Below are 17,656 nucleotides of genomic sequence, written 5' to 3' on the forward strand. Positions count from 1 at the left end.
GGTGTAATCCTCTGGAGTTAATGGTGTATTCGTAACTGGGGTTTCGATACCTTTAACTGGTGTTACATTAACCGGAATATCAACAGTAATTGTTTTGCCATTTGGTAATTCTACCGTTACTTTAACAGGATCTTTCTTACCTGGGGTTGTTAAGTCTGGAATGTTCTCAACATTCGTAACTTTTCCACCTTCTGGAATGGTAATTCCCTTAGTGTAATCATCTGGGATTAGTGGAGTCTTCGTAACTGGTGTTTCAATGCCTTTAACTGGAGTTACATTAACTGGAACCTCTACTGTCGTTGTTTTACCATTTGGTAAGGTAACAGTTACTTTAACAGGAGTTTTCTTACCTGGGGTTATTAAGTCTGGAACGTTTTCTACATTCGTAACTTTTCCACCTTCTGGGACTTTGACATATTTAGCAATATCATCCTTTGTTAAAGGTGTATTTGTCACTGGTGTTTCAATTGGTGTTGGTTTAGCTTCTACCACCTTAATCGTTGCCGGAACTTCTACTAATACATTTCCATTTTTATCTTTTACAACAACCGTTACTGGTTTATCTCCAACAGTTGTTGCATCAAATGGTTCTGTTTGTCCTTCTGGAACTTTGTATTCAAATGTTGAACCTTCTGGATAATCACTTGGAGTAATACTATCTCTGGCTTGTGGTTTTTCAGTTGGATTTACAGGAATTAATTGTTCTTTACCTTCCACTACTTTAACCTTAGCTGGAACTTCTACAAGTTTATCTTCTCCGTCTTTTGCTTCTACAATAACATCTTTTTCGCCTGGTGTTGTTGTATCTACTGGAGTCTTATATTTGAATGTTACTCCATCTGGATATTGTTCAGGGTCAATACTCTTAGATGCATCTGGTTGTTTATTATCTTTATCGACTGGCACATATTGTGTCTTAGGTTCTACAACCATTACTTTTGCAGGGACTTTTGCAATGACCTTATCTCCAATTTTTGCTACTACAATAACGTCTTTTTCTCCTGGTGTTGTTGTATCTACTGGGCTTTCATAAGTAAACTCTGTATCTTTAGGGAATGCTTTAGGGTCAATACTTCCTTCAACACTTGGTTGTTTTTTCTCCTTAGCGACTGGCACAAATTGTGGGTAGCTTTCTACAACACGTACAGTTGCAGGTACTTCTGAAATCGGATTTCCCTCTTTATCTTTTACAATGACATTGACAGTGTAATCACCAGGAGTTGTAGTATCTACAGGAGATTTTGGATCATATTCAAAAGTTGAACCTTCTGGATATTCTGTTTTATCAATACTGTTTTCTGGATTTGGTTGTTTATTATTTTCATCCACTGGAACAATTTGTGGAACTCCCTCTACTACAGTTACAGGCACTTTAACAACCGTTGTTTTTTCTTTCCCATCAACAGTGTACTTCACAGTTACATTCACATCTGTATCATCTGATAAATCTGGACTTGCCACATTTTCATCAATACTTACATTTGTAACATTTTCTGGAAGTTTTCCTTTAAATGTGCCATCCGCAATAGCTTCTTTGGCTTTAGCAAGAGCTTTTTCTTTTGCTTTTTCCTTATCGCTATCTTTTGCAACGAAAATTCCTTTTGGTGTTGGTTTTGGTAAAACTGTTACTTTAACTTTTACTGATTCTGTTAAAGTTTCTCCATTTTGATTTGTATAAGTCACCGGCACAGTAACTTCTTTCACACCTGGCTTAGCAGTAATATCTTTTGCTAAATCTTTAGGTTCACCTTTCATTCCATTTTTCCCTGGAGTAACCGCATCAGTGATATCCTTAGCAGTCAATTCATCTCCTTCAAAGACAACTTTAGAGGTTGGGGTTGAACCAACTACATTTACCGGAACGTCCACATTCACAGAAATATCATCAATGACTTTTCCAGTAGCGTTATCTCTATATTTAACTGTAACAGTAACTGGAGTTTGTTGACCATTTTGATCCGTTTTTGGAGTAACAATCGCATCATCTGTTACAAAAGGAGTTACACCTTCAGGAACATTTGTTAATCCATCAATTGCTTTTTTAACATTTGCTCGAATAGCATCGATTAATTGCTCGTTTGGTGTACCGTTTAAGACTGTAACACCTTTTGCTGTTGGTTTTGGAAGAACTTTAACAGTCACTTCAACCGGTTCATCACGTTTAAATTTATCTGCTCCATAAGTTACAGTTACTGGAACTTTAATCTCTTGACCTGCTTTTCCATCAGTAGAAATATTGCTTACATCAGGATTTGTAACTTTACCGTCTTTACCAGGTGTAACAGCTCCTCCAACTTTTTCTGCAGATGGCTTATCCCCTTCCACTACATATACAGTTTTTGCAGTTGATACACGTGGTTGAACTTTAATGGTAAATTCTTGAGTGATAGTTTCATTTGTATCTTTCTTCGTATCAAATACTGGGTCTTTATCAAATGGATTATCAACAATATCATATCCCATTGATTTCAACACATCGATATGAGCCTGTACATTGCTTTCAGGAATTATTTCGCCTGATTTACCAGTTAGCGTCAACGCATGGTCAGTTAACTCTGTTTCTGTTTGAGTTTTTGGATCTACTGAAACAAATTTAACTTTTGCTTTTTGATCATCTTTTTCATAAGTAATTTTAATATTAGCTTTTGGATCTGTGATTTTTGGCGGATGATATCCTTTATCTAAATGTTCTGGATCGATTGGTGTTAATGAATTTCCACTTCCATCTTTTGGAGTATAGCCATCTTTATGAGGAATAATTTCTGTAATTTCCCCAGTTTTTGTTGGGTCTGTTGGATCATTAGGGAATGGAATTGGAGTTTCTTCTAATCCTGTTGTCGGATTAATTGGAGTCCAACTTCCAATCTTCGTATAAGTAACCTTATCCGTTTCATCAGGGATTACTTTTGTATCTTTTTCAGGGGTTACTGCTTCTTTGGCTGGAATTTCTTTTTTATCAGCAATATATCCTACTAATGTTTTAACTTCTACTTTTTCCCATGTTTGATTTGATGATTCCCAATCTGTATATTCGACAGTTTTATCAACTAGATTTACTTTTGCTTTTCTTGTGAATGACACAGTTTGAACAGTATCATCTAAAGCTTTTTCTTCAGCTGCTGTATTAGAATCTTTCTTCACATAAGAAATCACACGTTTAGCAGTCGTATTCAAATCAGACTCTTTTAATCCATCAGGCCATTTCAAATCTGGATTTTCTCCATTAGGATCTACTGGACTGTCTTTTTCATGTGGCGTTGACGAAGGAACTTCAACAATTCTTGGTTTTAAAGTAATTTCAAATGTTTGAGATGGTTTTGAAACACCAGCTTCTATATCTTCTTGCTCATCAAAATTAGGATGAACACCATTCATATTGTAAGTATCACTTTCAACTTCGTAGCCTTTACCTTTTAATTCTTTAACTTTATTAATAATTTCCTCACTATTTGGTAATGCTGTTCCAGCTTCACCTTCTAACTCTACTGTTGTAGAATGTTTATCATCAGTCGTTTTAATAACAACATTTGCTTTTTGATTTTTAGCTACGTATTTATAAACAACTTCTATAGGATTCTCTGATAATACTCCAGTAGCATTATTTGGTAAATCAGTTTGGACAAGTTTATAAACAACTCCATTTTCAGTAATCTCCTCATCTGGAGTAACTGAATAATTATTACCAACAATATTTTCTAATTTTGCTGTACCATCTTTTAAGACTGTTTCTCTAATCACAGAAGAGGTATTATTAGATTTCACATATTTTACGGTAACTTTTCCATATTTAGCTTCTTCATATGCAGCTACAATATTTGATACAGCATCATAAACTATTCCGCTAGTTGACGTTCTATTATAAGGACTATTTTTAGTCACATATTCTTTGAAAATATAATACTTATTATCTGTTCCTTTAATGATATACGGAGCTGTAGCAGTCGTTGTTTTGATATTTCCATTTTGAACTTCTTCTTTTTTTGTTGTGTTATTTGTTTCTGTGGCAACATTGGTTTCTGTAAAATCCTTTGTTGGAATTACTGTGGAAAATTTATCTACTTCTGCTTTACCATCTTTTACGATAGATTTCGCCTTTAATATCGGATGATTATTGGCTGCGTTAATATAACGAATTGCAACATTTCCTAATTCTAAATATTCTGTTAGCCACGTTCCAGATGTATCAAATTCATTTTTCTTAGGATATTTCCAGTCAAACGTCATTGTTGGTGTAAATTGTTCATTTAAATTTCCTTCTTTACCATCTTTAGTAACCGTCAATTTTTCTTCAGTAGGGCCAAATGTTTTATTATTCTTATTGTATAATTTTAAAGTATCTTTTACAGGTTCACGAGAAACTCCCAATGCTCCCCAATCCACTCTATATAAAATACCTTTACTGGCTGTTCCTTTTACAATCTTTAATGTTACTTCATCCTCAGATAGCTTAGTAACTTGAAAATAAACATCCCCTCTAGGTTCCTTTAAAATAACACCATTTTCATTTATCTTTGAATTTGCCGTTGTGATATCATTTTGTAAATTTGCTTTAACAACATTAAAATTACCAATTTTTGCAAATTTATTTAAGGTTTTATTATTTAACTTAATTTTTATTGTAGTTCCTGCTTCGTACTCATACTTGTTCGTTCTAAATTGTAATTCTTCATTATGAGATGATAATTCTCCATTTTCACTAATATCCATAGTACCTGTAGTAGAAATTCTTGAAGGAGCAGTTTGATTATCATCTTGTTTAATATCTGTTTTATTCATTATATATTTCTTTTCTACAATCGGTTGATCATCGACAAGAATCTTACTCGTTACTTCTTTCTCTTTACTAATTTGCGGATAACGTAAACTATAATTATTAATCGAACCTTTAAATGAAACATCCGTCAAGCTTTCAATTGCCGAAGTAAACTCATAAGTAAAGCGTGTTTTTGTACCTCTATTTTTAATATGTGCATCTTCTTTTTCTTTTAGTGATACACTATCATCCCTTTGTGCCCAGTAAGGAGTTTTATTTCGTGATCCATTAGCTCCATAAGTTTCAGAATATAATTCTTCTGTTTTTATCAAGTTAGCAAAAATTTTTCCATCTTTACTTAATGTTTTTGGTAAACTATCACCATTTCCTAACTCTTCAAATGTAATGCTAAATTGATCTCCTTTTTTATATGCATTATCTTTAAATTTCAAATGATAACTAATATTATTTACACCCGAAAAACTTCCCATCCTTGGTTCAGTAGAAATTGAACCATTTGCAGTGATTTTTCCACCATCAATTGATACATCATTATTTGCTTTTGTTTCAGGAGCTCTTAAACTACTTTCCCCTCTACCAGGAATCTCTTTTCCATTTCGTGGATCTTGATTTTTGTTTTCTTTTTCTAATTTCTTTTCAATTGATGCTTTTGGTATACTTTTAAGAATAAAATCTATATTATTAAGAGAACTTAATTCTTTGTCGATATCTCCCTGTATTACTTTATCATTAGATAATAAGTCTTTCGCTTTAGCTAATTCTTCATTCGCACTTTTGATTACTTCTTCTGTTTTTTCATTCACTTCAGTTTTTTCAAGTAATGCTTGAACACGAGCAACAGCTAATTCTAATTTACTTGTATCAGCTTTAATAAACTGTTTTTCCTCTTGTCTACTCTCATTATTAAAAGATTCAGTTGAAGAAATAACATCTTTAGATCCTGTATTTTCAGAAGTTGCTTCTGATACCTTAAGATTAGAAGTATTAACTCTATCCTCATTATCTGTTTTCTTATCATATTCCTTTGGTTGATGATTTGAAGATACTGAGGCAGCACTACTATCATTACTTTGAATAGCATCTGCCTGAACAGTACCTCCACCAATAAACATCATAAAAGCAGCAATCACGACTGAAGCTGCTCCAAAACTTACTTTGCGAATAGAAAAACGTAATTGTTTTTCACGATCATGTTTACCTTTATAAAACATCTGATTCCCTCCGTTATAAATATCTTATTATATTCTATGATACTCTTTTTATCTAATAAATCAATAGAGTTTTTCTCAAAGTTTTATATCACAAAACGAGCAATATCCGTATATATATATATATATATATACGGATATTGCTCGTTATTCTTTATAAATATTACATTCTACGGAACGTGATGTTTATTGTCTGAAAAATTACGTTTTTATAACATTTTAAATTACATAAATATTTAGCCTATTTATTTTCCAATCAACTACTAGTTTCTAGCGCTAATTATTTATCATCAAGTAGTACAACCAGTTTCGAATCAGGTTGATAAATGGCTTCCATTTACTTCCTTCTTTCCTAGTTAATCTATTTACACTTCAATCCTACCAAATATTCCTTGAAAGAAGTATCACAATCATTACAAAACATATCTACAATAAATAAGTAAAACATTTATATTAGTTAAAAACTTTATAAAAAGTAAGTACTAATAAATCTTCCCATAAAAAAACGCATAGTATCAGACTTTTTTAAGTTACTGATACTATACGTTCCTGTGATCCTGATATTTTTTCAGCATCAACAATCTTTATATTATTATCCAAATAATATTTCGTAAAGTTTTTATATAGGTCTGGATTTAATATTACACAAGATAAATAATCGACAAATCTTTAGTCTTCTTTTTTCTTACGAGCTACAAGTCCGAATGCACTCAACATTCCAAGAAGTCCAAGACTAGCTAGACCAGCCTTATCTTCTGTACCAGTATTTGGTAATTCCTTCTTGTCATTGGCTACGGTTGTTTCAACGGCTACTTGTTTAGAATCTGTAGAACTTGTCTGAACTGGAGTAGCTACTGGTTTTTCTGGACTTGTAGGAGTCTCTTGATTGATTGGTTTTTTCACTTTCTTATAGTGATGTAGGGTATTTCCTTTAGTATCCGTTGTTGAATGACTAAATTCATATCCTTCCAACTCTATTGGATTGTGTTTTCCTTCTTTATCTGAAGTAATTCGGTTACCATTTTCATCAAGATATTCCGTTACAATCTGAACAGTTGAATCGCCATTTTGAGAAATCACTCCTCCACCATTTTGTGATTTAGGTGTTACTGTTACAGGAACTTCCACTGTAATAATACGACCATCAGGTAATTTAACTTTTACCTTAACAACTGGTTTTGCTCCAGGTGTTTCAGTTGTTGGAATTTCTCCGACTTCAACAATTTCCCATCCTTCTGGTAAACCTACTTTCTTAATAACATCCTCTTTCGTAATTGGTGTTCCAACTTCCACTACAATAGGAGTTACTTTCGGTGTTACGATGATTGGTACTTCTACTTCAACAATTTCTCCAGTTGGAACTTTAATCTTCACTTTAACGCTTGGTTTCACTCCAGCAGGAATTGTTGTTGGGATTTCTCCTACTTCGACAATTTCCCATCCTGGTTCTTTTGGAAGATCGATATGTCCTTTCACATCGTCTGGTGTGATTGGTGTTCCTTGTGGTACAACAATTTGTCTTACGGTTGGCGTAACGATGACTGGTACATCGACAGTAATTTTACGTCCATCTGGTAATTCGATTTCCACTTTAACAACTGGTTTTGTTCCTGGTGTTGATGTTGTTGGGATTTCTCCTACTTTTGTTACCTTCCATCCATTTGGTAATTCAATATGTTTCTTAACATCTTCTGGCGTAACTGGTGTTCCAACTTTAACTACCACAGGCGTAACTTTTGGTGTTACGATAACTGGTACATTTACAGTTACTCGAATTCCATTTGGTAACTCAATCACAACTGGAATACTTGGTCTTTCCCCTGGAACATCTGTTGTAGGTTTGTCACCAATTGAGATAACTTTTGCTCCTTTTGGAATGTGTTTTTCAACATCCTCAGTAGTAATTGGATCACCTTGTTTTTTAACAATATCTTCAATAGGTGTTACAGTTACTGGAATTTCTACAGTCACAACTTTACCATTTGGTAATGTGATTGTTACTTTAACTGGATCTTTCTTACCTGGTGTTGTTAAGTCTGGAAGATCTCCTACCTGAACTGTTGCCCCGTCTGGTACTTTGATTTGTTTTAAGATATCCTCTGGAGTCAATTTGTCTTTTGTGACTGGGGTTTCAATTGGTGTAATTGGCGTTACATTCACTGGTACTTCTACCGTAACTACTTTGCCATTTGGTAATGTGATTGTTACTTTAACTGGATCCTTCTTACCTGGCGTTGTCAAGTCTGGAATGTTTTCAACATTTGTGACCATGCCACCTTCTGGAATCTTGATGACTTTAGTGTAATCCTCTGGAGTTAATTTATCTTTTGTGACTGGGGTTTCGATTTCCTTAACTGGCGTTACAGTTACAGGAACGTCCACTGTAATCACTTTACCATTTGGCAATTCAATTGTTACCTTAACTGGATCTTTCTTACCTGGAGTTGTCAAGTCTGGAATATTTTCAACCTTAGTAACCTTACCACCCTCTGGAATCGTAATTCCTTTAGTATAATCGTCCGGTGTTAATGGTGTGGTTGTGACTGGAGTCTCGATCTCCTTAACTGGCGTTACAGTTACTGGAACGTCTACTGTAACTACTTTGCCATTTGGTAATGTTACAGTAACCTTAACCGGATCTTTCTTACCTGGTGTTGTTAAGTCTGGAATATTTTCAACCTTAGTAGTTGCTCCTTCTGGTACTTTAATTTGTTTTAAAATATCTTCTGGAGTCAATTTACCTGTTGTAACTGGGGTTTCAATTTCCTTAACTGGCGTTACAGTTACAGGAACGTCCACTGTGATAACTTTACCATTTGGCAATTCAATCGTTACCTTAACTGGATCTTTCTTACCTGGTGTTGTCAAATCTGGAATATTTTCTACATTAGTAATCTTACCACCTTCTGGAATCGTAATTCCTTTAGTGTAATCATCCGGTGTTAATGGTGTGGTTGTTACTGGGGTTTCGATTTCCTTAACTGGCGTTACGTTTACCGGAACGTCCACTGTAACTACTTTGCCATTTGGTAATGTTACCGTTACTTTAACTGGATCTTTCTTACCTGGTGTTGTTAAGTCTGGAATATTTTCAACCTTAGTAGTTGCTCCTTCTGGTACTTTAATTTGTTTTAAGATATCTTCTGGAGTCAATTTACCTGTTGTAACTGGGGTTTCAATTTCCTTAACTGGTGTCACTGTTACCGGAACATCCACAGTATAAGATTTACCGTTTGGCAATGTGATTGTTACTTTTACAGGAGTTTTTTCACCTGGTGTTGTTAAATCTGGAAGATCGCCGACCTTAACAGTTGCTCCTTCTGGAATCTTCATTCCTTTTGTATAATCGTCTTTAGTTAAAGGAGTGTTTGTTACTGGTGTTTCAATCGGTGTTGGTTTTGTTTCAACTACTTTAATAGTAGCTGGAACTTCTACTAACACTTTTCCATCTTTATCTTTTACAACTACTGTAACTGGTTTATCCCCTGGTGTTGTTCCATCATATGGAGTTGTTTGTCCTTCTGGAACTTTGTATTCGAATGTTGAACCTTCTGGATAATCACCTGGTGTGATACTATCTTCAGCTTTTGGTTTATCCTTATCTTCAGCATTCACTGGAGTTAATTGTTCTTTTCCTTGAACAACTTTGATTTTCGCAGGTACTTCTACAATTGGATCACCATCTGAATCTTTCACAACTACAGTTACATCTTTTTCTCCCGGTGTTGAACCATCATATGGAGTTGTTTGTCCTTCTGGCGTCTTGTACTCAAATGTTGAACCTTCTGGATAATCATCTGGTGTAATGCTATCTTGTGGTTTTGGTTTCTTATCACCTTCAGCATTCACTGGAACATACTGTGTCTTAGGTTCTACAACAACAATCTTAGCTGGAATTTCTGTAATTGGTTGTCCATTTAACTTCGCTACAACTGTTACATCTTTTTCTCCCGGAGTTGTTGTATCTACTGGTGTATTGTCTTTGTATTCAAATGTTGTTCCAGTTGGGAAGTCATTCGGATTAATGTTATCTTTCGGATCTGGTTGTTTCTTAGCTGGATCTACTGGTACATATTTAGGATAACTTTCCACTACACGTACTGTAGACGGTACTTCAACTAATACCTTATCCCCTTGTTTCACAACCACAGTAACTTTCTTATCTCCTGGTTTAGATGTATCTACTTCTTCTTTATACTCAAATGTTGCATCATCTGGGTAATCATTCGGATCAATACTATCTTCAGGAGATGGTTGTTTCTTACCTTCATCCACTGGAACGATTTGTGGATTTCCTTGAACAACCTTCACTTTTGTTGGTACTTCAACAAGTTTATCTTCTCCATTTTTGGCAACAACAACCACATCTTTTTCACCTGGAGTAGTTGTGTCTACTGGAGTCTTGTACTCAAATGTTGTTCCATCTGGATATTGTTCTGGATCAATGCTCTTAGATGCATCTGGTTGTGGTTTGCTTGGATCTGCTACTACGTATTGTGTCTTAGGATCTACAACTACTACTTTTGCAGGAACTTCTGCAATTGGTTGACCATTTAGCTTAGCTACAACTGTCACATCTTTTTCACCTGCAGTTGTTGTATCTACTGGTGTTTTGTACTCAAACGTTGTACCGTCTGGATATTCTCCTGGTGTAACACTGTCTTTCGCTTCTGGTTGTTTCTTAGCTGGATCAGCTACTACAAATTGTGGTGTGCTACCTACAACACGTACAGTTGCTGGAACTTCAACAATTGTGTTTCCTTGTGGATCAAGTACTTCAACAACCACATTCTTATCTCCAGTTGTTGTTACATCGATTGGAGATGTTTGTCCATCTGGAGTCTTATATCTAAATGTAGATCCTTCTGGATAATCTGTTTTATCGATGCTCTTCTCTGGATCTGGTTGTTTGTTGTTTTCATCCACTGGGACAATTTGTGGTACACCTTCAACTACTGTAACTGGTACTTTAACAGTTGTTGTTTTCACTTCACCATCTACAGTGTATTTAACAGTCACATCCACTTCAGTATCATCTGTTAAGTCAGGAACTGTTACTGTAGCTGTTTTATCAATCTCAACTTTAGCACCTTGTGGTAGTTTACCTGTAAATGTTCCATCAGCAATCGCTTTTTCAGCTTGAGCAAGTACTTTTTCTTTTGCTTTTTCTTTGTCGCCATTTTTAGGAACAAGAATTTCATCTGCTTCTGGTTTTGGTAAAACTGTTACTGGAACTTTCACTGTTTCAGTTAACTTACCATTATCATATGTTACTGGCACATCAACTTTTACATCTTTTGCTCCTGCTTTACCTGTTGTTTCTGGCAACGTTGTTGGTTCACCTTTTGTTCCGTCTGTACCTTCAGTTACAGCACCTTTCACATCGTCTTTTGTTACTGTATCACCTTCAAATACAACTAATTTCTTAGCTGTTGAACCTACTACTGTTACTGGGACTCTTACTTCTCTAGATGCAACTACTTTACCATCTTTTACATACTCTACAACTGCTGTTGCTGGAGTTTGTACTCCAGTTGCTGTTGTTGCCGGTACTGTTCCTGCTTTAACTTCTTTAACTCTTACAGTTACGCCATCTGGTAATTTGTTAGTTGGAACTGCGTTAGCTGCTTCAACCGCTTTAGCTTTAACAGCTTCATCTAAACCAGTACTGTCTTTAAGAACTGTTACTCCTTTCGGTTCTACTTTTGGTAAAACAACTACATCTACTTTAGTTTCTACAGGGATTGTTTCAGTTCCTTTTGTATAAGTTACTGTTGCTGGCACTTCTAATGTTTGACCTGCTTTTTTAGCTGTTGTTGGAATATCTGCAATATCATTTTTAGTTGCAGTGAATCCATCTACTTCAGTAGGAACAACTTTTTCTTTTAACTGATTATTTGTTACTGTATCACCTTCAACTGTATACAATTTATTCGCTTCTTGATCTTTTACAGTAATTGTATAAGTTGTTGAATTCACAGCAGTTTCAGCACCTTTATTTGTTCCAGTATCCGTTTCAGTATCCGCAATAACGATATTTCCATTACTATCTTTTACTTCAACTTTAACTGTATAAGTACCTACTTCTGATAATTTAACAGTTGCTGCTTCTGCTGCACTACTATATTCTGTTACTGTTCCTGAAGGAGATGTTAATGTTACTTTTGTAACTGTTGTTTCCTTTTTATTTGGAGCAGTTGTCGCATCATCTTCTATATCTGTAATTGTTACTGCAGCTGATTTTTGTTTTACTAAATCTACTGTAGCACCTTTTACAGTAGTATAAGAAGTGGAGCTAATAGATGGAGCATCATTTAAAACAGATGCTTTATCTGAAGAACTTGCTGTTTCCACTGCATCGATGGTTCCACTAAACCCTGATGTCGTAGAAATCGTCCATTTATCTCCAGTTTTTGTTGCTGTTACAGTAGAGTTATCATCAGCAGTCCATTTGTTTAGTCCTTTATCGTATCTAACCGTTACAACCATTCCTTTATTAGTATCAGTTGCTGAATCTGCTGAACTATTCGCTGCATTTTCTTTATTATAAGTTGTTAGTGTACGAGATACATTATTAACTGCTGTAACTTTTCCTGCTGCATTTAATGTACGAGTATATTCGTAAACATTAAAAATCGTTTCGCCATCTTTATTCACATCAACATATAGGTCACGTTTTAACCAAGTTGTTGTTCCATCGCTGTTAAGAGTTTTCTTCTCAGCAGTCTCACCAGATAATTCCCATCGTCCAGTAACTTTATTGAATGTTGCTGCTACATTCTCTCCAAGTCTAGTTTTTAAGGCTACTTCTGCTCTTGTAAATGTTGCTGTTATATTTTCACTATTTGCAGTTACGTTAATCGTATCTGTTGCGGCATTTGCTGTTGCTGTTGGAAGAACTTTTAAATTGAAAGTTTCACCAACTGTACCGATTTCATCATTGACATTTACAGCAGTATTAGTCGTTTCCGATACAACCCACTTACCATCTTTAGCAACAACTTTTGTATTTGTTCCATCTGGTAATGTAATCGTCGCTTCTGAAGCCCCTCTAGAAATCGTAATAGGAACTTCTGTATCATAAGCATGTACATTTTTTACAGATACTTCAGGTGCAATTTTAAATGTTGCATGTGCATATGCTTCATTGGCATTTGTCTCTTTATAATCTCTTGCATAGATTGAAACTCTGTAAATCCCAGCTTCTGTTGGTGTTCCTTTAAATCCATTTGGATTATTCTCAGTCATATCAGCTGATGCAATTGTAAATCCTACTCCTGGAATTTTTGTCTCATTTCCTGTCAATTCTGTAGGAGTATCAGCACCGGTACCTGTCGTTCCTGTAATCTTCGCTCCAGAAACCCCAAGAATTGCACGTCCTACAGTTTCTGTAATTGTAGTTGTACGTCCGATTGGGTCTCCATTTTCATTCGTTAAAGTATAAGAAACTCTTCTATCATTTGGTACTCCAGCATGTGAAGCTCCAGCATCTCTATATTCTACTGGAACAGTTAGTGCTTCTCCTACTTTACCTTCTTTAACAGCATTATTGATTTCTAGGGTAGGTGGTGTTCCATCTTTCCATGCTGTTCCACCAAATCTATGATCATCTAATGGAATTGTAACACTTTTACCAGTAATAGTATTTTTAAATGTTACTCGAGCTTTTACTTGTTGATAGTTAAACGGGCTTCTATGTGTTACAACCCCTTGCACGCTGTCAGTTGCTTTATCATAGAATAATCCATTTGGAAAATTGAAGACATTGAAATCTGAAACAGTCCAACCAGCCTTTTTAGCAGCTTCTGTTACTTCAATACGTTTACTTACATCTTTAATGTATACTTTATCAATCCCTTGTTCATATCCAAGTTTATAAATACTAGAAAGTAAATATTCATAAGGCCCATTTCCATAGTAGGTCGCTGGGACTTGGCTTGAAATCGTTGTACCATTATATCTTTGTTTTCCGCGCCATAGAGGAGCTTCTTCGATAATCTTCTGAACTTCCTCAGCTGGTAACTTTAACCCATAGTCAATACGAGCCTTTACATCACTCTCTTTACCATCATAAGTATAGTTAGATGGTCCAGGACTAGGTCTTGTACCAGCTCTTTGATCAGAGAACACTCTAAACTCTAAGTCAGCAGCATCTGCTTTTTTCTCAGGCGTATTCACACCTAAATCACCTTGACCTGGATGGTAACTTCCGAACGGCATTGTATAGGTATCCCAACCAGTAAAGTTTTCTCGTGATACTGTACTTGTACTTCCGATAATATCTTTCGCAGTTGGTTGCGCTGGATTTGTTGGTGTGATTGTATCACTTGTTCCTGTGGTTGTTGTAGCAGTAGTTGCAGCGTCGTTAGTTCTAAACCCACTTTCTCCTTTACCTGGGATAGCTTGTCCATTTCTTGGATCTTGGTTTTTATTTACTTTTTCTTCTTCTGTTGCATCAGATTTGATACTGTTTAGAACGCTAAGGCTACTTGAAAGTTGTTTAGCAAGTGCATCAACTTTTGCCTGTGTTTTTGTATCATCATTTAAAAGCTCTTTTGCTTTATTAACCAAAATTTTAGTATCATCGATGAATGATTTTGTTCTCTTACTTTCAGTTAATTGACTCAATCGACTTTCAGCTTTAGCAACTAAATCTTCTAACGATGCTGTATTAATAGCAACTTTTTCCGTCACTACATTTGGAGTTTCAACTGCACTTGCTTGTGTGTCAGTAACAGAGTCTTTAACAGAATTAGTTTTTTGTCCATCGGTTGCTTTATCGGTAGCAGATGCTTGTCCAGTAACTTCCTTAGAGGGCTCCGAGGACTTATCATTTAGATTTTGAATTTCTGTAGATTCTGGATTAATTACTGGTTCGGCCGCTTGGACGCTTCCTCCACCAAGGAAAAACAATCCAGTAGCTACAGCCACACTAGCCGCACCAAAACTAACCTTACGAATACTGTAACGAGTGAATTTCTCCACTTGCGATTGGCGAACATGACGCCCTTTAGGTTTAAACATTTACTTACTCCTTTTCTGATAATTATCAGTTAATATATTTAAGAAAGCTAACCAAAAAGCCCCCCCCCCCTAAAATATCTTTGTATATTTTAAGGGGGTTACACATCATTATACTATTTTTTTTATTATAATTCAAGCATTTTGAGGTTTAATCGCCAAAGTAATTTCACAAACTCCATCTTCTAGTAAGCCCTTACAAAAATATAATTTATATTAATTCACATGTTTTCTATATTATTTGATTACTCATATGATTTGATTACAAAAACGAATTTTCTGATATTTTTATCACGCATTCATTAAGTTTTAGCAATAGATAAGGGATTACAGAATTAAGCTAGATGCACAAGATCTGTCCAAAATGGCTGAAATATCTAGAAGTTGCTCCAGCTTTATAAAATAAAGTCTATAAAAAACAAAGCCCAGTTTTAAAGACAAAACTAGGCTTCTTATCTATTTTCCTTCTCTCACTTCTTTTGTTGCCACATCTTCTCCAAACCATTTATGGCTAATCTCTTGGAACTTCCCTTCTTGGTAAAGTTGAACAAAAGCTTGGTTTAAAGCTTGTAGTAATCTTTTATCAGCTGGTCTAACTCCGACCGCAAAGGATTCACTTTCAAATCCTGCTGAAAAGACATTATAGTCATTTAATATTCCTTCAGACTGGAGGTAGTAATTAGCATACACTCGGTCAATCAACAAGGCATCGATTCGATCATTTTTCAAATCAATCAAGGCCTCATTAAAACTCTGGTATTGATTGGCCTTCTGGTCCTTAACACGATTTTTTAGTAAGTCTGGCTGGGCTTCAAAGTCTAGATAACCAGAGGACCCGGCTTGGGCTCCCAAGGTCTTATCCTTCATATCCTCTACTGAACGAATTTGCTGGCTTTTCTTAGCAACCAGAACCTGCTGATTTTCCATATATGGAATGCTAAAAGCAACCTTTTCTCGGCGTTCATCAGTCGCAGAATAGCCATTCCAAATGGCATCTATGGTTCCATTTTGCAGTTCCGTCTCCTTCATATCCCAGTCGATTGGCTGAAATTGAACTTTAAAGCCTAATTTTTCAGAGACAGCTTGTGCCAAATCAATATCAAAGCCTGTATATTGACCATTCTTTTCTTCAAAACCCATGGGAACAAAGGTATTGTCAAAACCAATAGTAATGGTTCCCTGCTCTTGATACTTATCCCAGTTATCCTGCTTTGGATCACTAGCCTTCTGAGTACAGGCTGTTAAAAAGAGAGTCAGGAGCGCAACCAATACCAAAGCAATTTTCTTATTAGTCATCGGCACCTCCTACTTGGGCTCAACCTTGAGAATCTGATCTGCAATATTTTCAGCGAATTGTAAATCGTGGGTAACCACAATCTGCGTCATCCCTAATTCCCTATTTTGCAAGATCAGTTTTTCCACTTCCAAGCGCAATTCTGGATCCAGAGCAGAAGTTGGTTCATCGTAGCCAATGATTTCTGGGTCAATCATCATAGCACGCGCCAAGGCCACCCGTTGCTTTTGCCCACCAGATAGTGAGAAAGGATAGGCTTCTGCATGGCCAGCCAGTCCTAACTGTTCCAGGAGCCCACGCGCTTTCTTCTCAGCCTCTTCCTGCTTCATTCCCATGGTTTTTACGGGCGATAAGGTCAAATTATCTAGAACTGATAAATGAGGGAACAGTTGAAAATCTTGGAATACAAATCCCAGTAGATTCCTCTTCTCCAGTTCATCCAGTTCTAAAGGTTCTTCATTATAAAAGATTTGCCCTGAATCAATGGTTTCAAGACCTGCAAGCATACGTAAGAGGGTTGTCTTACCTCCACCAGAAGGCCCAACGATTGCCAGGATTTGCTTTTCAGGAATTTTTAGACTGAAATTAGATAAAATTTGCTTTTCACCAAAGCCCTTATTGATATTTCGTAATTCTAACATGGCAGCCTCCTATCTATAGTAACTGTACTTCTTCTCAACTTTTTTGGCAAGGATGGTCACAATCCCAATCAAAATCAAGTAAATGGCTCCTGCCAAGAACATAGGAACTAGGCTAGCATCACGGTTGGCAGCTGTTCGACTAGCCAAGATAAGATCTGAAATTCCAAGTGCATAGACCAAAGAAGTATCCTTGACCAAACTCATAACTTCGTTAAATACACTAGGAAGAACAATCTTGGTCACTTGTGGCAAGATAATATAGCGAACTGTGTCAAAAGGACTGAACTTCAAAACCTTAGCAGCTTCATATTGACCTTTAGGAATGGTATCAATCCCCCCACGGAAGATTTCAGCAAAGTAAGCCGCATAATTTAACACAAAGGCAATGATAGCCGCAGGAAGACGGTCCAAACGAATCCCAATACTTGGCAGCACATAATAGATAAAAATCAATTGCAAGAGCAAGGGTGTGCCCCGCATAATCCAGATATAAATATTAATCAGATGATGGAGGAGCTTCCAATGGACTTGCAAGGCAAAGGCAATCAAAACGCCCAAGGGAATAGAAAAAATCAAGACCAGTGCAAAAACCTGCAAAGTCATGCTTGCACCGCTCAATAAACTCGGTAATATCTCAAACAAATAAGACATACTGCACCTCCTAAAAATAATTGTTCCTATTATAGCATAAATAAACAAAATAACCAAGAAATTTTGT

At 35.9% G+C, this 17,656-nt stretch carries 5 protein-coding genes; all 5 read right to left on the reverse strand.

The window, feature by feature from the left end; all coding sequences use genetic code 11:
- Nucleotides 1–5,985: Rib/alpha-like domain-containing protein (locus OCF96_RS02625; RefSeq protein WP_261446007.1), on the reverse strand; the 5,985-nt coding region annotated here is incomplete at its 3' end.
- 666 nt (nucleotides 5,986–6,651) lie between these two features.
- Nucleotides 6,652–15,006 carry a Rib/alpha-like domain-containing protein gene (locus OCF96_RS02630; protein WP_261446009.1) on the reverse strand — a complete coding sequence of 2,785 codons (8,355 nt, stop codon included), beginning with the start codon at nucleotides 15,004–15,006 and terminating at the stop codon, nucleotides 6,652–6,654.
- A 453-nt stretch (nucleotides 15,007–15,459) separates the two neighbouring features.
- The gene (locus OCF96_RS02635) at nucleotides 15,460–16,299 is read right to left on the reverse strand and encodes an amino acid ABC transporter substrate-binding protein (protein ID WP_261446011.1); all 840 of its coding nucleotides are present in this window, start codon (nucleotides 16,297–16,299) and stop codon (nucleotides 15,460–15,462) included.
- 9 nt (nucleotides 16,300–16,308) lie between these two features.
- The gene (locus OCF96_RS02640; RefSeq protein ID WP_261446014.1) at nucleotides 16,309–16,938 is read right to left on the reverse strand and encodes an amino acid ABC transporter ATP-binding protein; all 630 of its coding nucleotides are present in this window, start codon (nucleotides 16,936–16,938) and stop codon (nucleotides 16,309–16,311) included.
- 9 nt (nucleotides 16,939–16,947) lie between these two features.
- Nucleotides 16,948–17,589, reverse strand: coding sequence for an amino acid ABC transporter permease (locus OCF96_RS02645; RefSeq protein ID WP_000120835.1), 642 nt, complete (start codon nucleotides 17,587–17,589; stop codon nucleotides 16,948–16,950).
- Between the last annotated feature and the right edge of the window lie 67 nt (nucleotides 17,590–17,656).

The organism is Streptococcus mitis, from assembly GCF_946190065.1.
In the GTDB taxonomy this organism is placed as follows: Bacteria; Bacillota; Bacilli; order Lactobacillales; family Streptococcaceae; genus Streptococcus; species Streptococcus mitis_DE.